Here is a 14,849-nt window from a genome sequence, read left to right as displayed (position 1 = left end):
CAATGCCAAGGGAGGAAACCATGCGCATCAAGACTATCGCTCGTCATCTGGCCATCACCGGACTGCTGCTCGGCGGCCTGGCCACCAGCGTCCAGGCGCAGGGCGCCAAGACCATAACCGGGGGCTTCGACGTCGGCCCCGGCGGCTTTCCCAAGAATTTCAACCCGCTGGCTGCGACCGGCGGCTTTACCTGGCTCAGCACCTATTTTGAACCGCTGGTGATCTACAACGCCGAACTGACCGAACTCGAAGGGGATCTGGCCAAGGACTACACGGTCGGCGACGACCAACTGACCTATACGTTCAACCTTGTCCAAGAGACCTGGCACGACGGCAAGCCGTTCACATCCAAGGATGTCAAGTTTACGCTTGAACTCGCCAGGAACAAAGCCTCCGGCAGCTTGTTTGCCGCGCGTCTCGGCGACATCGCGTCGGTCGACGCGCCGGACGATCGCACCGTGGTCGTCAAATTGTCGAAGCCCAACGGCTCCTTCCTGTCCATTCTCTCGCAGGTGATGATCCTGCCGGAGCATGCTCTGGCCGGGATGCCACCAGAAACGCTGGCCACAAGCACCTGGTGGTCCACCACTCCGGTCGGCACCGGCCCCTTCAAATTCAATCGCTACGTCAGCGATCAATATGTCGAGCTGGCCGCGGATGACGACTATCGCAGCGGCAAGCCGAAGGTCGATGTGCTCATCAACCGGTATTTCGAGAGCCCGGCGGCGGCCGTTGCCGCGCTGCGCGCCGGCGAAATCCAGTTCACCTATGTCGAGCCCGACGACGCGGTATCCTTCAAGAGCGACAGCAATTTCAAGGTGATCGAGGGCGCTTCTTATGTGGTCAACTACATCGGCCTCAACCAGAAGGTCGAGCTCTTTAGGGATGTTCGCGTCCGCCAGGCGATCATGCACGCGATCGATCGCAATGCCATCATCGAGAGCCTCTATGGCGGCGCGGCCAAACCGGCCAACTGCGGCTACGTCGCGCCGCATCTGCTCCCCGAAGGCCTCGAACCCTATGCGTACGATCCGGCAAAGGCCAAGGCTCTGCTTGCCGAGGCGGGCTGGGAAAAGATCAACGGCGACAAACCCATCACCTTGCTGACCTATTACGGCTCGCCGCAAGCGGCCAATGTGATGGCCGCCATCCAGTCGATGCTGGCCGAGGTCGGGATCAATGTGGTGCCGCGTGTCGTCGATACGCCGACCTATAACGGCATCGTCTACAAGGAAGGGACGCCGGACTGGAACGCATTTGCGATGGTCTATGCCGGCCTGCAGAACGGTCCGAATCCGGCTGGCATCAGCCCTGGTCTCAACAAGTCCCAGATTCCGCCGGCAGGCTTCAACACCATGCGCATCGAGTTCGACGATCTGAGCGCTGCATTGGACGCTGCGCTCGGCCAGACCGATCCGGCCAAGATCGATAAATCGTGGCAGGAAGTCTGCAAGGTGATGAACAAGGATCTGCCCTGGGCGACATTATGGGTGGCCAACCGCTATGGCGTCGCCTCCAACAAGCTGCGTGACTTCGTCTGGACGCCGGCACCGGCCGGCGGTCCTTATGCGGCTCACCCGGAACGCTGGGATATCCAGTAAAAGCGCTTGGCGGGCCAGGCCCGCCTTTGCAAGGAGCCGGCCTGTTGCCGGCTCCTCTCATCATCACCACGGACCGCCAATGCTGAGTTTCATTGCCCGCCGCAGCGCTACAGGACTGTTGATGCTGGTCGCCTTGAGCGTCCTCATCTTCATCCTTCTGCGACTGGCGCCCGGCGATCCGATCGACGCGTATATCAACCCGTCCAGCCCGATGTCTGCTTCCGACCTCGAAGTCCTGCGCGACCGGCTTGGGCTCGACCAGCCGCTTCCCGTGCAATACCTCGCCTGGCTTCGCGCAGCACTCAGCGGCGACTTCGGCTATTCGATCCAACGCAGCGGCGTTGCCGTGCTGCCCCTGGTCATGGAGCGCATCGGCCCAACCGCGCTGTTGATGGGTACGGGCCTGGCCATCGCCATCGTGCTCGGCATTTCCGCCGGCATTTTCTCCGCCGTCCGCCGTAACGCGCTGCCCGACATCATCCTGTCGGTGGTTGCCTTCGTCGGCATCTCCAGCCCGGCTTTTCTGACGGCACTTCTCGGGCTGTACTTTTTCTCGGTGTTGCTGCGCTGGGCGCCATCAGGCGGCATGCAGACCGCCGGCGCACCTTTTTCCGTATCGGACGTACTCGCGCACCTCGTCCTGCCCGCCTGCCTGCTGTCCATTGGACACGCCGCGCTGATCATGCGCTACATGCGCGCGTCGCTGCTGGAAGTGCTCAACCAGGATTATGTGCGAACCGCGCGTGCCAAGGGAGTGCGCGAATTCTGGGTGATCATCAAGCACGCGACGCGCAATGCGCTTTTGCCAGTTATCACCCTGATCGGCTCGACGGTCGGCATCGCGATCGGCGGCGCCATTTTCCTCGAAAGCGTGTTCAACTGGCCGGGCATGGGCCTGCTGCTGGTCAACGCGGTCGGCACACGGGATTACCCGGTGATCATGGGCGCCACTCTGGTGATCGGCATCTGCGTCATTTTGGTCAATCTCCTGACCGATATCGTCTATGCCGTCGTCGACCCGCGCATTCAGGTGTCGTGATGACGATCACCGCGCGAGATCCGACCGTCGACCCGACAGCCGCGCCGCAAACCAAAGGACCGCTCCGCCGCGCGCTCGACCGCTTCTTTGAAAATCGTGCGGCGCGCGCCGGTCTGCTTATCGTCGTTCCCATCCTGCTGGCGGTTTCGACCTATCATTTATGGTGGCCGTTCAGCCCCAATGCCATCGATCTCAGGGCGATCAACAAGGGACCGTCCGCCATTCATTGGCTAGGCAGCGACGGCGTCGGCCGCGACGTCATGGCCCGGCTGATGCAAGGCGGGCGGATATCGCTGCTGGTCGCCGTCTGCTCCGTCGCCATCTCGATCGTCATCGGCTTCCTGGTCGGCGCCGTCGCCAGCTTCGGCGGGCGTCTTGTCGACGGCACGGTGATGCGCTTCGTCGATCTCGCAATGACGCTGCCGCCGGTGATCTTCCTGCTTGTGCTCGCTTCGATCGCCGGCACCGGCATCGCGCCGACCATCCTGGTGATCTCGCTGCTCTCATGGCCGGTGCTGTCGCGCATGGTGCGCGCCCGGCTGCTCGAGCTGCGCGAGCGTGACTTCGTCGTCGCCGCCCGCGGCATGGGGGCGGGGCTGCCGCATCTCCTGTTCCGTCACGGCCTGCCCAACTGCATCGATATTCTTGTCGTCTACGCCACGCTGCAGATCGCCAATGCCATTCTGCTCGAAGCCGGTCTCTCCTTTCTCGGCCTCGGCATCGCGCCGCCCGAAGCCAGCTGGGGCAACATGCTCAATCTCGCCCGCTCCACCGTGGTGCTCGAACAATATCCCTGGCAATGGATGTTTCCCGGCGCCGTGCTTGTGCTCACCGTCCTGGCCATTAACTTCATCGGCGATGGCCTGCGCGATGCATTCGACCCTCGTTCCGATCTCAACTGACCAAAGGTTTTTCAAAATGCCCCTGTTTACCGGTGTCGTGCCACCTGTCGTCACCCCGCTCAATGCCGATTTCAGCGTCGACTTCCCGTCGTTCACGCGGACGATTGAGAACCTGCTCGACGGCGGGGTACACGGGCTCTTCGTGCTCGGCTCGACCAGCGAGGTGGTCTTCCATGACGAGCCCGGCCGCAGGGCCATCGTCGAGCACGCGGTCAAGGTCAACAATGGCCGCGTTCCGATCTTCGCCGGGGTCATCGACCCGACAACCGATCGTGTCATCAACCATGCCAAGATAGCCAGATTGGCCGGTGCCGACGCGGTCGTCGTCACCGCGCCGTTTTATGCCCGCACCAGCCAGCCCGAGATCGGCGATCACTTCCGCTATATCAAGGACGCGGTCGACATTCCAATCATCGCCTACGACATTCCGGTCTGCGTCCATGTCAAGCTGGAGCGTAAGACCACCGTTGCCCTTGCTAGCGAGGGCGCTATCGCCGGCATCAAGGATTCCAGCGGCGATGACGGCAACCTGCGTTATGTGCTCAAGGATATGGCCGACGATCCGAATTTCTTCGGCATGACCGGGTCCGAGATCCTGGTCGACAGCGTGCTAGCCATGGGCGCGCATGGTGTCGTGCCGGGCCTCGCCAATGTCGACCCGCACGGCTACGTCAAGCTGTGGACCCTAATGCAGACGGGTCAGCACGCCGAAGCCCGCGTGGAACAAGAGCGGCTGTTGAAGCTGTTCGAGATCGTCTGGATCTCGCTCGGCAGGACAAGCGCCGGCTCGGCCGGCGTTGGCGCTTTCAAGACCGCGATGAAGAGCCTCGGCATCATCGCCTCCAACACCATGGCGCGGCCGCAACGCAGCTTGAACGACGAGGAAAGCGCAAAGGTCGAAATCATCCTTCGCGACGTCGGGTTGCTGCGCTGACCGTGGACGCTCCGATTCTCTCGATTTCCGGTCTGCGGGCGGTGTTCCGTATCGCGGGACGCGACATTGCCGCCGTGCAGGACCTCGATCTGACGATCGGATCGGGTGAAACGGTCGCGCTCGTCGGCGAGTCCGGATCGGGCAAGTCCGTCACCAGCCTGTCGATCATCGGCCTGCTGCCGAAGAAGATCGGACACATCGCCGAGGGATCGATCGCGCTGCGGCGCAGGGATGGCACGGTCACCGAGCTGACCGGCCTCGATCCTGAGTCGCTGCGCAAGGTGCGCGGCAACGACATCGGCATGGTGTTCCAAGAGCCGATGACCAGCCTCAATCCGGTCTACACGATCGGCGAACAGATCGCCGAGCCGATCCGCATTCATCTTGGCAAGTCGCATCGCAATGCGGCCGCCGACGCCGTGCGGCTGCTGGCTCAGGTCGGCATTCCCGATCCCGATCGGCGGGCGCGGCAATACCCGCATGAGCTGTCGGGAGGGATGCGCCAGCGCGCCACCATCGCCATGGCCTTATCCTGCAATCCGACCTTGCTGATCGCCGACGAGCCGACTACCGCGCTCGACGTCACCATCCAGGCCCAGATTCTCGACCTGCTGGCCGAGCTGCAGGCGCAGCGCGGCATGGGCATTCTGTTCGTCACGCACAATCTGGGCGTCGTTGCCGAGATCGCCGACCGGGTCGCGGTGATGTATGCCGGGCGCATCGTGGAATCGGGTCCGGTGAGCGAGGTGTTCACCCGTCCGCGTCATCCCTACACCGCGGGGCTGATGCGTTCGGTGCCACGGCTTGGCCAGGCCACCTCGCTGAAGGCAGCAGGAACGCCGCTTCCGACCATCGCCGGCAATGTTCCGTCGCTGGCCTTGCTGCCTAAGGGCTGCTCCTTCGCGCCGCGTTGCGCCATGGCTGTCGACGCCTGCCGCGCCGCGGTGCCGCCATTGTTCGCGGCGACGTCGACCCAGCACAGCCGTTGTTTGCGTTGGAAGGATCTCTGACGATGAATGCCCCCTTCCTTTCGGTCAGGAATCTGACCAAGCATTTTGCGCCGACGGCGTTCTCGCGCGGTCCTGTCGTCAGGGCGCTGCAAGATATTTCCTTCGATATTGCGCGCGGCCAGGTGGTCGGCCTCGTCGGTGAATCCGGATCGGGCAAGACCACGATCGGCCGCTCGCTGCTGCGTCTCATCGAGCCGACATCCGGCGAAATAAGCTTTGACGGCATCGATATCACCAAGCTGAGCGCCGGGCCGCTGGCTCGCCAGCGCCGAAAGATGCAGTATATTTTCCAGGATCCGTTCGCCAGCCTGTCGCCGCGCATGACCATCGGGCAGATCCTGACCGAAGGCCTGGATATTCAGAGCATCGGCAACAGGCGCGAGCGGCGGGCGAGGGCGGAGAAGGCACTTGCTGCGGTCGAGTTGCCAGTCGATGCCTATGATCGCTACGCCCACGAATTTTCGGGCGGGCAGCGTCAGCGCATCGGCATCGCACGGGCGATTACGCTCGAACCCGAATTCATCGTCGCCGACGAGCCGGTCTCTGCCCTCGATGTCTCCATTCAGGCGCAAATCGTAAATCTTCTGCGCGACCTGCAGGTCCGGCTCGGTCTGACCATGCTGTTCATTTCGCATGACCTGGCCGTCGTCGAATATATCTGCGACACGGTGATCGTTCTCTATCTCGGCCGCATCATGGAAGTTGCGCCGGCGGCCGCGCTCTATGCGCGGCCGCAGCATCCCTATACGCGCGCGCTGCTCTCGGCCATTCCATCGCTCGACCCACTGGTCAAGCAAGGCCGGCAGGTGCTGAAGGGCGACATTCCAAGCCCCGCAAATCCGCCAACCGGGTGTGTTTTCCGAACCCGTTGCCCGGTTGCCCTGGACGCTTGTGCTGGCATTGTCCCACCGCTGCGGGCAACGTCCGATGGCCATCTGAAGGCCTGCATTCGCGACGACATCGCCTAGCACTCACTCGTTTGCCGCGCGCGGCAATTGAGCTACTTGTCTTTCCAGAAATCGGCCTGGAGTTGCGCCGCTTCATCGGCAAGCAGCGGGCCGACGACTTCAGTCGGACGCTGCCCAGCTTCGAAAACGACCGTGCAGGGCAGGTCGAGTGTGGGATTCTCGACGTGTGCACCCGTCAGTGCCTTCATGTCATGCTCAGCCAGCCCGAACACGACGCGTCCGATACCCGCCCAATAGATTGTCCCGGAGCACATCGCGCAAGGTTCGGCCGAAGTGTAGAGTGTGCAGGAGGCCAGCTTTTCGAGACTGAAATTCATCCCGGCCCACGAGGCCAGCAGCCTTTCGGCATGAGCGGTGCGGTCGCCCCCTCCGGATTTGTAACCGTTGAGTTGCTCGCGCAACACATTGCCGTCTTTGTCAGCGAGGAGCGAACCAAAGGGATGTTCGCCAGCATCGCGGGCCTTGCGCGCGACTTCGAACGCCTGACGGAGCAGGCGCTCATCATAGGGGCGTTGTGGCATCGGCAGATCCTCCGGCAGTGCCGTTTGATCATAGTGCCGGACAATCCGGCGACTCAAGTCGGCGGATTCAGCCAACAACCTAGTAGGCAAGCCGGCGCGGTAGCCGCGGCCCGAATCAAAATCGCACGGGTCGATCCGTTCGAGCTTGACGTTCGGCTATTCAAAGGGTGACGGCGGTAGGTTGAAATCCGGGCCGGTACAGAAGTCTTCGGCGACGCGGGCTTGGTATCGACAAGACGTCGCTCGCGCCTGGCGCGCTAGGCGCGGACGAGGACCTATTGAGCTTGCGTAAGCCATTTGGGCCTGGGAACAGCCTGCAACAGGCTTTGTGTGTATTCGTGGCGAGGCGCCCCGAACAGCGCCGAGGTTTGGCCTTCCTCGACGATCCTTCCATCTTTCATGACCATGATCCGGTCCGCGAAATGGCGCACGATCGGCAAATCATGTGTGATAAAGATATATGAGAGGCTGAGCCTGGTCCGAAGGTCGGCCAGAAGGCCGATGACCTGCGCCTGGATAGAGACGTCGAGCGCCGAAATCGCCTCGTCGCAGACGATCAGTTCCGGCTCGCTCGCAAGCGCGCGCGCAATGGCGATGCGCTGCCGCTGACCGCCGGAAAACTGGTGCGGGTAGCGGTCGGCGTGCTCCGGCAACAGCCCAACCAATTCCAGGAGCTCTGCCACTCGAGCCTTCCACCTGTTCTTCGGCCGAATATCGCGGTGGATCACCCAGGGTTCGGAAATGATGGAGTAAACGCGCATGCGGGGATTCATCGATCCGTATGGATCCTGGAAGACCATCTGGACCTTGCGCCGAAACGCCATAAGACGCTTCTCGTTCATCTCGAAGATGTTTTCCCCGGCGAAGACGGCCTTGCCCGAGCTTGGCGCGTTCGGCATTGGCGACCGAGTTCGCACGGTTGTAGATAACGACGCCGAGGCCGGTGGATTCGCACACGGCTTTGACATGCCGGAATATCCCTTCTTGGGAGGCGTCCATCAGATAAGGAGGCAAAAGCAAAAGACCGTCGGCCCCCGCAGCCTCGGCGCGGCGAGCAATTTCCGTGGCGAGCGCCGTGCCGTAGCCACAGCCGGCGATGATAGGCACGTCTCCCGAGGCATCCTTGGCCGCGCGGGTAACATCGGCGACCTCTTCCGGCGACAGGGAGAAGAATTCACCCGTGCCGCCGGCCGCGAACAGGGCAGCGGCACCGAACCCCGAGAGCCATGCCACATGCGCGCGATAACTTTCGAGATTGAGGCTGAAATCCTCGTTGAAATGTGTGACCGAAAACGACAGCAGCCCTGAAGCGACACGCGACTTGATTTCATCTGGCGACAAAGGAACTCATCCCACAAATTAATATGATGTCATTCCGATTCATATGATGAGTATCCGGGAGAGTCAACCGCCGGTGTTGTCCTGATTTGTCGAGCGCCGGACGGTGAGGGTGCGATAGCGCTTTATCCCCGTCACCAGATGGCGGCGCATCGCCTCACGCGCCTTTTCCGGGTCGCGGGCGAGAATCGCATCCGCGATTTCCCTGTGCTCCTCCAGAATCGGATGGTCGCGATTGGGCAAGGGGTCGATGCCACCCATCATCGTCTTGAACTTCACCCGCGGGATCATCCTCCGGCCGACATGTTCGAGGAATGCCTTGAACCTGGCGTTGTTCGTTGCGGTTGCGATCGCCATGTGGAACTGGAAGTCCGCCTCGTCGGTGGGTTGCCCTTGCGCCATGAGTTCGGCGAACCTTTCGACCTGGGCCTCGATTTCGGCCTCCTGCGCCGGCGAACTGCGGGCTGCGGCAAGGCCGGCTGCCTCGACTTCGATGCCGATGCGCAGCTCGAGCTCTTCGATGATGTCCGAGATCTTGTTCGTTTCGTCGGTGAAGAGCTTCAATCTCTCGTCGACGGGCTTCGGGCCGAGAACGAAGACGCCGGCGCCTTGCCGCGATTCCACCAGCCCATCAGCGCGAAGCGCCGCAATGGCCTCCCGGACCACAGTGCGGCTGAATCCGAACCGGTCAATCAGCGCGGGTTCTGTCGGCAATTTGTCGCCAGGCGCATAAAAGCCGGCTTCGATCTGGCCGCGCAGCGCATCTGCGACCTGAGAAACGAATGACCTGCGGGATGTTCGATGTTCGACCTGCTGCATGGGTCCTCCAAACTTTGCCGGGTCATGAGGGATCCATACTCCCAGTGCGGGTCAAAAGCGAGATCATCATATGAAATTTGTCAAAGCCATCAGGTCATCATATGGCTTTCTGCTGATGCGGCCACGGCGATCATCGACAGCGTGCCGACTTTCAGGCCGGGGCCGTCGGTAGGTGATCGCGGATCCACCTGACGATCTGCCCCGGCGTCATGGCGCCGGATGTGCGCGCAACCTCCTGGCCGCCATGGAAGAGGATCATGGTCGGGATGCTGCGAATGCCGAGCCTGGCTGCAACGGCCTGCTCATTGTCGGAATTGAGCTTGATCAGGCGAACGTGCGGCTCCAGTTCGTTTGCTGCTGCTTCATAGGCCGGCGCCATCATCTTGCAGGGGCCGCACCACGGTGCCCAGATGTCGACGACAACGGGGAGACTGCTTCGTTTGACCTGGCGATCGAAGCTCTGTGCGTCGACGTCTGCCGGGTGACCCGAGAACAGTTTAGAGCCGCACTTTCCGCATTTCGCGTCCCCGGCATCCCGTCCCAGCGGCAGGCGATTGACCCCGCCGCACTTGCCGCAAACCACCAGTTTTTCCTGCGTCATGCCCATTCACCCATCTTTATGCGCGTCGCCGTCACGATGCTGTCTTGAGTGCAGTGCCCTGCGCAGGAGCGGCCGCGTCCGAAACGCTCGCCAACTCGGCGGCGACGTCGGCGAGCTTTCGATCGGTGTCGACCTTGCGCCAGGTGGACGGGGTGGCCTTTCGTTGCAATTGCCGCGACAAGATATCGACAGTGGCGTCGGAAGGACCGCCGCTGCGCTCGCTCACTCGTCGCCAAAGAACAAGCGGATCCGCTTCCAGCCAGAATCCGGCGAAAGCAACGTCTCTACCATTTGCCACCTTCTCGATGCGGTCGCGATCGGCCGGCCTGTCGAAGACGGCATCGGCGACCACCGAACCGCCTTCGGAAAGGATCAAGTCGGCGCGCCATGCCATTTCGCGGTAGACGCGGTCGGACACCTCCCGTCGATAAGCCCTGTCCGGCAGCTTCGTCTCGGCCGGTACCCCATGCATCGCTTTGCGGATGCGATCGCTCTCGACAATGCGGGCGCCGGGCGGCGCGCCGACATGCGCGGCGAGTGCCTCGGCAACGGCCGTCTTGCCGGAACCACTCAAGCCGCCGATAGCGATCAGCCGAGCAGGCCTTGCCTGGAGAAGTGTTCGGGCAAGCTCGAAATAGGATCTCGCCTCGGCAATCAGCCCGCCGGAATCGGCACTGCCTTCCTCGATCTGGGTTGCGGTGACGTGCGCGCGCACTGCGGCCCGCACTGCCATGAAATACGGCAGGAGAATGAAGCCGTCCTCGTCGTCTGCCTCGTCTAGGTAGCGGTTCATCACCAGGTTGGCGAGTTCCGGAAAGCCGCGATGCCAGAGGTCCATCAGCAGGAAGGCCAGATCGTAAAGCACATCGATGCTGGCGATCTGGTCGTTGAATTCGATGCAATCGAAGAGGCGGGGCTCTCCGTCGAAGAGACAGATGTTGCGCAGATGCAGATCGCGGTGGCATCGCCGGATCTTGCCTGCCGCTTCCCGCCGGTCGAGCAGTTCGCGATGACGGGCAAGGGCGGTGCTGAAAATCCCGGTGAATGCGTTGATCTCGGCTTCGTCGAAAACATGGCTGGTGGCAAAGCCGGCTTCGTTGATGGCGAGCACGCCTGCCAGGTTCGAGGATCCGCTGCCCTTGTGGACCTCCGGCGCGCCCCGATGATAGCGCACGATCATGCGCGCGACCGTCGTCATCAGCGCAGGCGTCAGTTCGCCACCGACTGCCATTCGATCGAGCAGCTTCGGCTGGTCGAAGCGGACCATTTCGATCGTCGCATCGACCAGTTCGCCGCTCCCGTCGAAGGCGAGCTTGCCGTCGGCCTCTCGCGTGACGCGCCGCACACCCAGATAGAGGCCGGGCGCGGTCTTGGAGTTAAGCTCCACCTCCTTCTCGCAAGCGGCGAGCCGCAGCACCGGGGTCGAGAAGTCGACATAGGGCAGCTTTACAGCTCGCTTGATCTTGTAGGCGCGCTGGCCAACCAGGAAAATACGCGAGATATGGGTTTCGATCGCCTCGACCGGCCCAGTCTCGCCATATGCGGCAGGGTCCATCAACATCGCGACCACGGATTCCTGATCTTCGACGATCATCGGATGCCTCTTGTTTGTATCCACCCTGGAATCCGATGGGCGTGGTCGCTGAAATTCCGCGCCATCGGGCCCTTCCTGCTGCAGCGTCTGGATATAACCAGCCAAGTCACGGATGCGTTCCCTAGTGCAACTTCTCCGGCGTTCGGCCGTATTTGTTGGCGTCCTTCGCAAGACATTGGCGGCCCCACAACGGCATATCGCGATCGCCATGTTCCGGCACGACGTAGCGGCCTGAAGCCTGTTAGCGTCCGGCACGTGAGCGTGTTGATACGGATCAAAATGATGCGCGGCGACGTTCTTGTCTCAGCGCTAGGAACGCGCCGAGCCGTCTCGCTGTTGTTGCAACGACGATTGGACTTTGAGGCAAGATCGGGAGCAGCCGCCATGGCTTTCAGGACGATACTTACCGTTACGGGGCCGGACAAGGGCGACGACGATCTCAGGCTGGCCGGCGACCTGTGCAACGAAATCGGCGCCCATCTTGCGGTTCTGGTCGTTGCCGTAGCTGCGCCGCCACCAGTCGGGGAGTATGCCGCAGTCGTTTCGGAAGCCTGGCTCGAGGAGCGTCAGGCCGACGAGAACCTGTTGAAGAAGCGAACCGCCGCCGTGTCGGCTTTTCTCGCCGGCAGGGTGCTTTCGGCCGATGTCTCCAACGAATATCCGGAAGCCGGCTGGGCCGACGACACCATTGGCCGGCGTGCCCGCTACGCCGACATTACGGTTATTGGACCGGAGTTGCTTGCCAATGAAGCGCTGAAAAGCAAAGCGATCGAAGGCGCGTTGTTTTCTTCAGGAAAGCCCTTGCTGCTCATCCCCGAGGGGTCGCGGCCGACACTGAAGCCGAAACGCGTGCTGATTGCATGGGACGCTCGTCTGGAGTCATCGCGTGCCGTCCGCGAATCTCTCAACATGCTGCCAGGTGCCGAAGAGGTGCGCCTTGTCATGGTCGATCCGGTGGAGCACCAATACCGCCACGGGGCCGAACCCGGAGCCGACGCCGCCGCCTATCTCGCGCGGCATGGCGTGAATGTCACGGTCGACCGGCTGCCCAGCTTGGATCATTCAGTCGCCGACGTGCTTCGCAGGCACGCGGTCGACATCGCCGCCGATCTGATGGTGATGGGCGCCTATGGTCATTCCCGGTTGCGCGAGCGCATCTTCGGCGGCGTCACCATCTCGATGCTTGAAGACCCGTCGATGCCGATCCTTATGGCGCGTTAACCGCCGGCCAATACGGCATGGTCAAGCCCGAAAACGCGCAGAAGGGTTGGGCTTGCGAGTGAGTCTCAGGTAGGGTTTCAGGTGGGAGGCGCTTCGGGAAAAAGCTAAGTGCTTGTTTTTTCTGGTCGGAGTGGCAGGATTTGAACCTGCGACCCCATCGTCCCGAACAATGTGCGCTACCAGGCTGCGCTACACTCCGTGACCGGACCGCGGGCTTATAGCCGCCGCACTTCGTTCCTGAACGCGTTGGGTCAGAAGCCGCGACCAATTGACCCGACACCCGCGCTTGCGCTGGCACGGGACAGGCCTAGGCTCCCCTTCGGGATCAAGCGTTGCCACGGAACATTGCCGATGACCGACAAGACACATTTCGCGCAGAAACCTGTTCTGGCGCTGAAACCCCTCAATGCTCCGGGCAACAGCTTTACGGGTCTCTTCTCCGGCCACATCGACGGCACAAGCTTCGAGCGGGTTCAGTTCGACTGGGAGCACCTGGGCCGCGGCCGCTACGACATCGTCCTCTTCCACTGGCCGACTGAATTCTTTCGGCCGAGCAGCCGCAAGGCGACGCTCAAGCTTCTCGGCCGCATGCTCTGGGACAGGGTCTTTCACGGAACCAGGTTTCTGTGGGTGGTACACAACCTGGAGCCCCATGACGGCGGCAGCTTGAAATCGGGGCTGACCACCTACCTGTTTCTGAAGCTGCTCGACGGCGTGATCCTCCTCTCCGAACATTCCCGCCGCGAGTTGCATCGCCTGCATCCCGCGGCCCGTTCGCTCGCCACGCTGGTCACGGTCCATGGTCGTTATGAATCGGTCGCCGAACCGCCGCGGGACGCCAGACCATCCGAGCGACGCAACAGGCTTCTCTTCTTCGGACTGATCAGGGAGTACAAGAACGTCGAAAAGCTGGTTACCGAGGCCCGCAAGGCGGCGACGGCCGCGTTTTCGCTCACGGTGATCGGCGTTTGCCCGGAAGAGGATCTCGAACGCAGGATCCGCACAGCCGCGGGCGACGACAAGCGGATCAAGCTGGACATCCGAAGGGAGTTCGTGCCGGACGACGAGTTAGAGCGCGTCATCGATTCACACGACGCCGTCGTGCTGCCATACCGCAATATCCTGAACAGCGGCGTCGCCTTGCATTCGCTCGGGCGCAACAAGCCGCTCCTGGCCCCGCGGATCGGCAGCCTGCCGGAGCTTCAGGAGGTGGTCGGAGCCGAGTGGGTGCATCTGTTCGACGGCGAAATATCGGCCGCCACTCTCGAGAGCTTCCTCGCCGCACTCCGCAAGTCCACGTCGCCGCGCCCGGATCTGTCGCCATTTGAGTGGACGAGGGTCGGATCGGATGTCACGCGCTTCCTGAAATCGCTGACCGCGCGGCGCGCTGCTGTCGAGCCGACCCCGACGGCCTCTCAGCAATCCCAGAGATCGTAGGGGAAGCTCGCCTTCAGCCTCGCGAGATCTGGCCGGGCCGTGCCCATCGGGCTCGCGCGGACGGCTTCCTCGCGCGATCGCGTGATGTCCAGTCGCGCGCGGCCGACGCCGAGGACATAGTCCTCATATTTCAGTGTGTTTTCTTCTTCCGACAGGCGCAGATACGTACAGGGGATGCCGAACGCGTCGGCAATAACCAGCCCGTGGAGCGAGCTCGAGATGACATGGCTCGCTTCCGAAATGCGCCGTACCACGCTCGCCCAATGGTCGAGTGGAGAGACGACGTTTTCCCATCCCTCCATCTTCGGCAGGTCGTGCAAGTTGGGGACGAACGCGACCGGCGTCTTGCGCTCGGCAGGTTTCGGAAAACGGGAACCCAGAAGATCGGCAACGAGGATCCCGGGGTCGCCGAACACCTCGGGCACGTCAATGCCACGCCGCATGAGAAAATCGCGGGTGAGGGGACCACGGACGGCGCGCACGTCGAGCGAGCTGAACACGTGCCGTTCGTCTCGGATCTTGCCGTTGATGCCGGAACCCCAGACGACGTCGCCGTTGCGCGCGAAATGCAGGATCGAGCCTATGCCCAGGAGCCTCACCGGCCTCGGACGTTCCTCGTCCAGGAAGCAGCCGGCGTCGGCCGCCATCTTGTTGACAATCACCGAGGAGAGATAGTCGCCGAAGTTCACGCCGAGGGGCGACTTCCAGTAGAACAGCTCGATCGTGTTCGGCTGGAACGGGGGAGGGGGCACGTAGCCTCTGTCCCGTCGAGCAAGACCGCGCACCTTGCGGACAATTTTCCTCACACCTTGAGCCACGGCGGCCTCTTCCAGCAAAACGAACACCTCTTCCCTCGGGCTTGCT

13 protein-coding genes, 1 tRNA gene and 2 pseudogenes are annotated in these 14,849 nt (G+C 62.3%); 8 read left to right on the top strand and 8 right to left on the bottom strand.

All coding sequences use genetic code 11. The annotated features are described in order from the left end of the window. Positions 1 to 20 precede the first annotated feature (20 nt). From CIT31_RS18095 to CIT31_RS18070, 6 genes are all read left to right on the top strand, one after another. A complete protein-coding gene (locus CIT31_RS18095; RefSeq protein ID WP_095519725.1) occupies positions 21 to 1,601 on the top strand; it encodes an ABC transporter substrate-binding protein in 1,581 nt (526 codons plus the stop codon). A 79-nt stretch (positions 1,602 to 1,680) separates the two neighbouring features. Then, on the top strand, positions 1,681 to 2,640 hold the full coding sequence (locus CIT31_RS18090; RefSeq protein WP_095519724.1) for an ABC transporter permease: 960 nt from the start codon (positions 1,681 to 1,683) through the stop codon (positions 2,638 to 2,640). After that, positions 2,640 to 3,542 carry an ABC transporter permease gene (locus CIT31_RS18085; RefSeq protein ID WP_095519723.1) on the top strand — a complete coding sequence of 301 codons (903 nt, stop codon included), beginning with the start codon at positions 2,640 to 2,642 and terminating at the stop codon, positions 3,540 to 3,542. Before CIT31_RS18090 ends, CIT31_RS18085 begins: the two co-directional genes overlap by 1 nt. Positions 3,543 to 3,558: 16 nt before the next feature. Then, a complete protein-coding gene (locus tag CIT31_RS18080) occupies positions 3,559 to 4,476 on the top strand; it encodes a dihydrodipicolinate synthase family protein (protein WP_095519928.1) in 918 nt (305 codons plus the stop codon). 2 nt (positions 4,477 to 4,478) lie between these two features. Beyond that, a complete protein-coding gene (locus CIT31_RS18075; RefSeq protein ID WP_095519722.1) occupies positions 4,479 to 5,486 on the top strand; it encodes an ABC transporter ATP-binding protein in 1,008 nt (335 codons plus the stop codon). Positions 5,487 to 5,488: 2 nt separating this feature from the next. After that, a complete protein-coding gene (locus CIT31_RS18070) occupies positions 5,489 to 6,454 on the top strand; it encodes an ABC transporter ATP-binding protein (RefSeq protein ID WP_095519721.1) in 966 nt (321 codons plus the stop codon). A gap of 32 nt (positions 6,455 to 6,486) precedes the next feature. Here CIT31_RS18070 and CIT31_RS18065 read toward each other — a convergent pair whose 3' ends face one another. From CIT31_RS18065 to CIT31_RS18040, 6 genes and pseudogenes are all read right to left on the bottom strand, one after another. Beyond that, entirely contained in the window at positions 6,487 to 6,975 is a 489-nt protein-coding gene (locus tag CIT31_RS18065) for a nucleoside deaminase (RefSeq protein ID WP_095519927.1), read from the bottom strand. A gap of 275 nt (positions 6,976 to 7,250) precedes the next feature. Continuing rightward, positions 7,251 to 7,868, bottom strand: a pseudogene (locus tag CIT31_RS18060) (ATP-binding cassette domain-containing protein); the annotation flags it as partial. After that, a pseudogene (locus CIT31_RS18055) lies at positions 7,867 to 8,316 on the bottom strand (dihydrodipicolinate synthase family protein); the annotation flags it as partial. The pseudogenes CIT31_RS18060 and CIT31_RS18055, both read right to left, overlap by 2 nt. A gap of 63 nt (positions 8,317 to 8,379) precedes the next feature. Further along, positions 8,380 to 9,132, bottom strand: a complete 753-nt coding sequence (locus tag CIT31_RS18050) for a FadR/GntR family transcriptional regulator (protein WP_095519719.1) — start codon at positions 9,130 to 9,132, stop codon at positions 8,380 to 8,382. 151 nt (positions 9,133 to 9,283) lie between these two features. Then, entirely contained in the window at positions 9,284 to 9,733 is a 450-nt protein-coding gene (trxC, locus tag CIT31_RS18045; protein ID WP_095519718.1) for a thioredoxin TrxC, read from the bottom strand. Positions 9,734 to 9,764: 31 nt separating this feature from the next. Beyond that, positions 9,765 to 11,327 carry a bifunctional aminoglycoside phosphotransferase/ATP-binding protein gene (locus CIT31_RS18040; RefSeq protein WP_095519717.1) on the bottom strand — a complete coding sequence of 521 codons (1,563 nt, stop codon included), beginning with the start codon at positions 11,325 to 11,327 and terminating at the stop codon, positions 9,765 to 9,767. Between the two features lie 384 nt (positions 11,328 to 11,711). Here CIT31_RS18040 and CIT31_RS18035 point away from each other — a divergent pair, with 384 nt between their 5' ends. After that, positions 11,712 to 12,548: a universal stress protein gene (locus CIT31_RS18035; RefSeq protein WP_095519716.1), complete on the top strand. Its 837-nt coding sequence runs from the start codon at positions 11,712 to 11,714 to the stop codon at positions 12,546 to 12,548. A gap of 122 nt (positions 12,549 to 12,670) precedes the next feature. Here the strand turns inward: CIT31_RS18035 and CIT31_RS18030 are convergent. Next, a tRNA-Pro gene (locus tag CIT31_RS18030) sits at positions 12,671 to 12,747 on the bottom strand. Positions 12,748 to 12,899: 152 nt separating this feature from the next. On the opposite strand from CIT31_RS18030, the gene CIT31_RS18025 reads away from it, so the two are divergent. Further along, positions 12,900 to 13,985: a glycosyltransferase family protein gene (locus CIT31_RS18025; protein WP_095519715.1), complete on the top strand. Its 1,086-nt coding sequence runs from the start codon at positions 12,900 to 12,902 to the stop codon at positions 13,983 to 13,985. On the opposite strand, the gene CIT31_RS18020 is transcribed toward CIT31_RS18025, so the two are convergent. Then, complete coding sequence (locus CIT31_RS18020) at positions 13,964 to 14,821, bottom strand: polysaccharide pyruvyl transferase family protein (RefSeq protein ID WP_206073384.1); 858 nt, start codon at positions 14,819 to 14,821, stop codon at positions 13,964 to 13,966. The genes CIT31_RS18025 and CIT31_RS18020 overlap by 22 nt on opposite strands. Positions 14,822 to 14,849: the final 28 nt, after the last annotated feature.

Source organism: Mesorhizobium wenxiniae, assembly GCF_002284535.1.
Taxonomy (GTDB): Bacteria; Pseudomonadota; Alphaproteobacteria; order Rhizobiales; family Rhizobiaceae; genus Mesorhizobium; species Mesorhizobium wenxiniae.
Note: the sequence above shows the minus strand (reverse complement) of the source record. Positions and strands in the feature narration are given on the sequence as shown.

Coding starts and splice junctions, on each gene's coding strand:
- CIT31_RS18095 (WP_095519725.1), top strand. CDS start 21: ATGCGCATCAAGACTATCGCTCGTCATCTGGCCATCACCGGACTGCTG.
- CIT31_RS18090 (WP_095519724.1), top strand. CDS start 1,681: ATGCTGAGTTTCATTGCCCGCCGCAGCGCTACAGGACTGTTGATGCTG.
- CIT31_RS18085 (WP_095519723.1), top strand. CDS start 2,640: ATGACGATCACCGCGCGAGATCCGACCGTCGACCCGACAGCCGCGCCG.
- CIT31_RS18080 (WP_095519928.1), top strand. CDS start 3,559: ATGCCCCTGTTTACCGGTGTCGTGCCACCTGTCGTCACCCCGCTCAAT.
- CIT31_RS18070 (WP_095519721.1), top strand. CDS start 5,489: ATGAATGCCCCCTTCCTTTCGGTCAGGAATCTGACCAAGCATTTTGCG.
- CIT31_RS18065 (WP_095519927.1), bottom strand. CDS start 6,975: ATGCCACAACGCCCCTATGATGAGCGCCTGCTCCGTCAGGCGTTCGAA.
- CIT31_RS18050 (WP_095519719.1), bottom strand. CDS start 9,132: ATGCAGCAGGTCGAACATCGAACATCCCGCAGGTCATTCGTTTCTCAG.
- trxC (WP_095519718.1), bottom strand. CDS start 9,733: ATGACGCAGGAAAAACTGGTGGTTTGCGGCAAGTGCGGCGGGGTCAAT.
- CIT31_RS18040 (WP_095519717.1), bottom strand. CDS start 11,327: ATGATCGTCGAAGATCAGGAATCCGTGGTCGCGATGTTGATGGACCCT.
- CIT31_RS18035 (WP_095519716.1), top strand. CDS start 11,712: ATGGCTTTCAGGACGATACTTACCGTTACGGGGCCGGACAAGGGCGAC.
- CIT31_RS18025 (WP_095519715.1), top strand. CDS start 12,900: ATGACCGACAAGACACATTTCGCGCAGAAACCTGTTCTGGCGCTGAAA.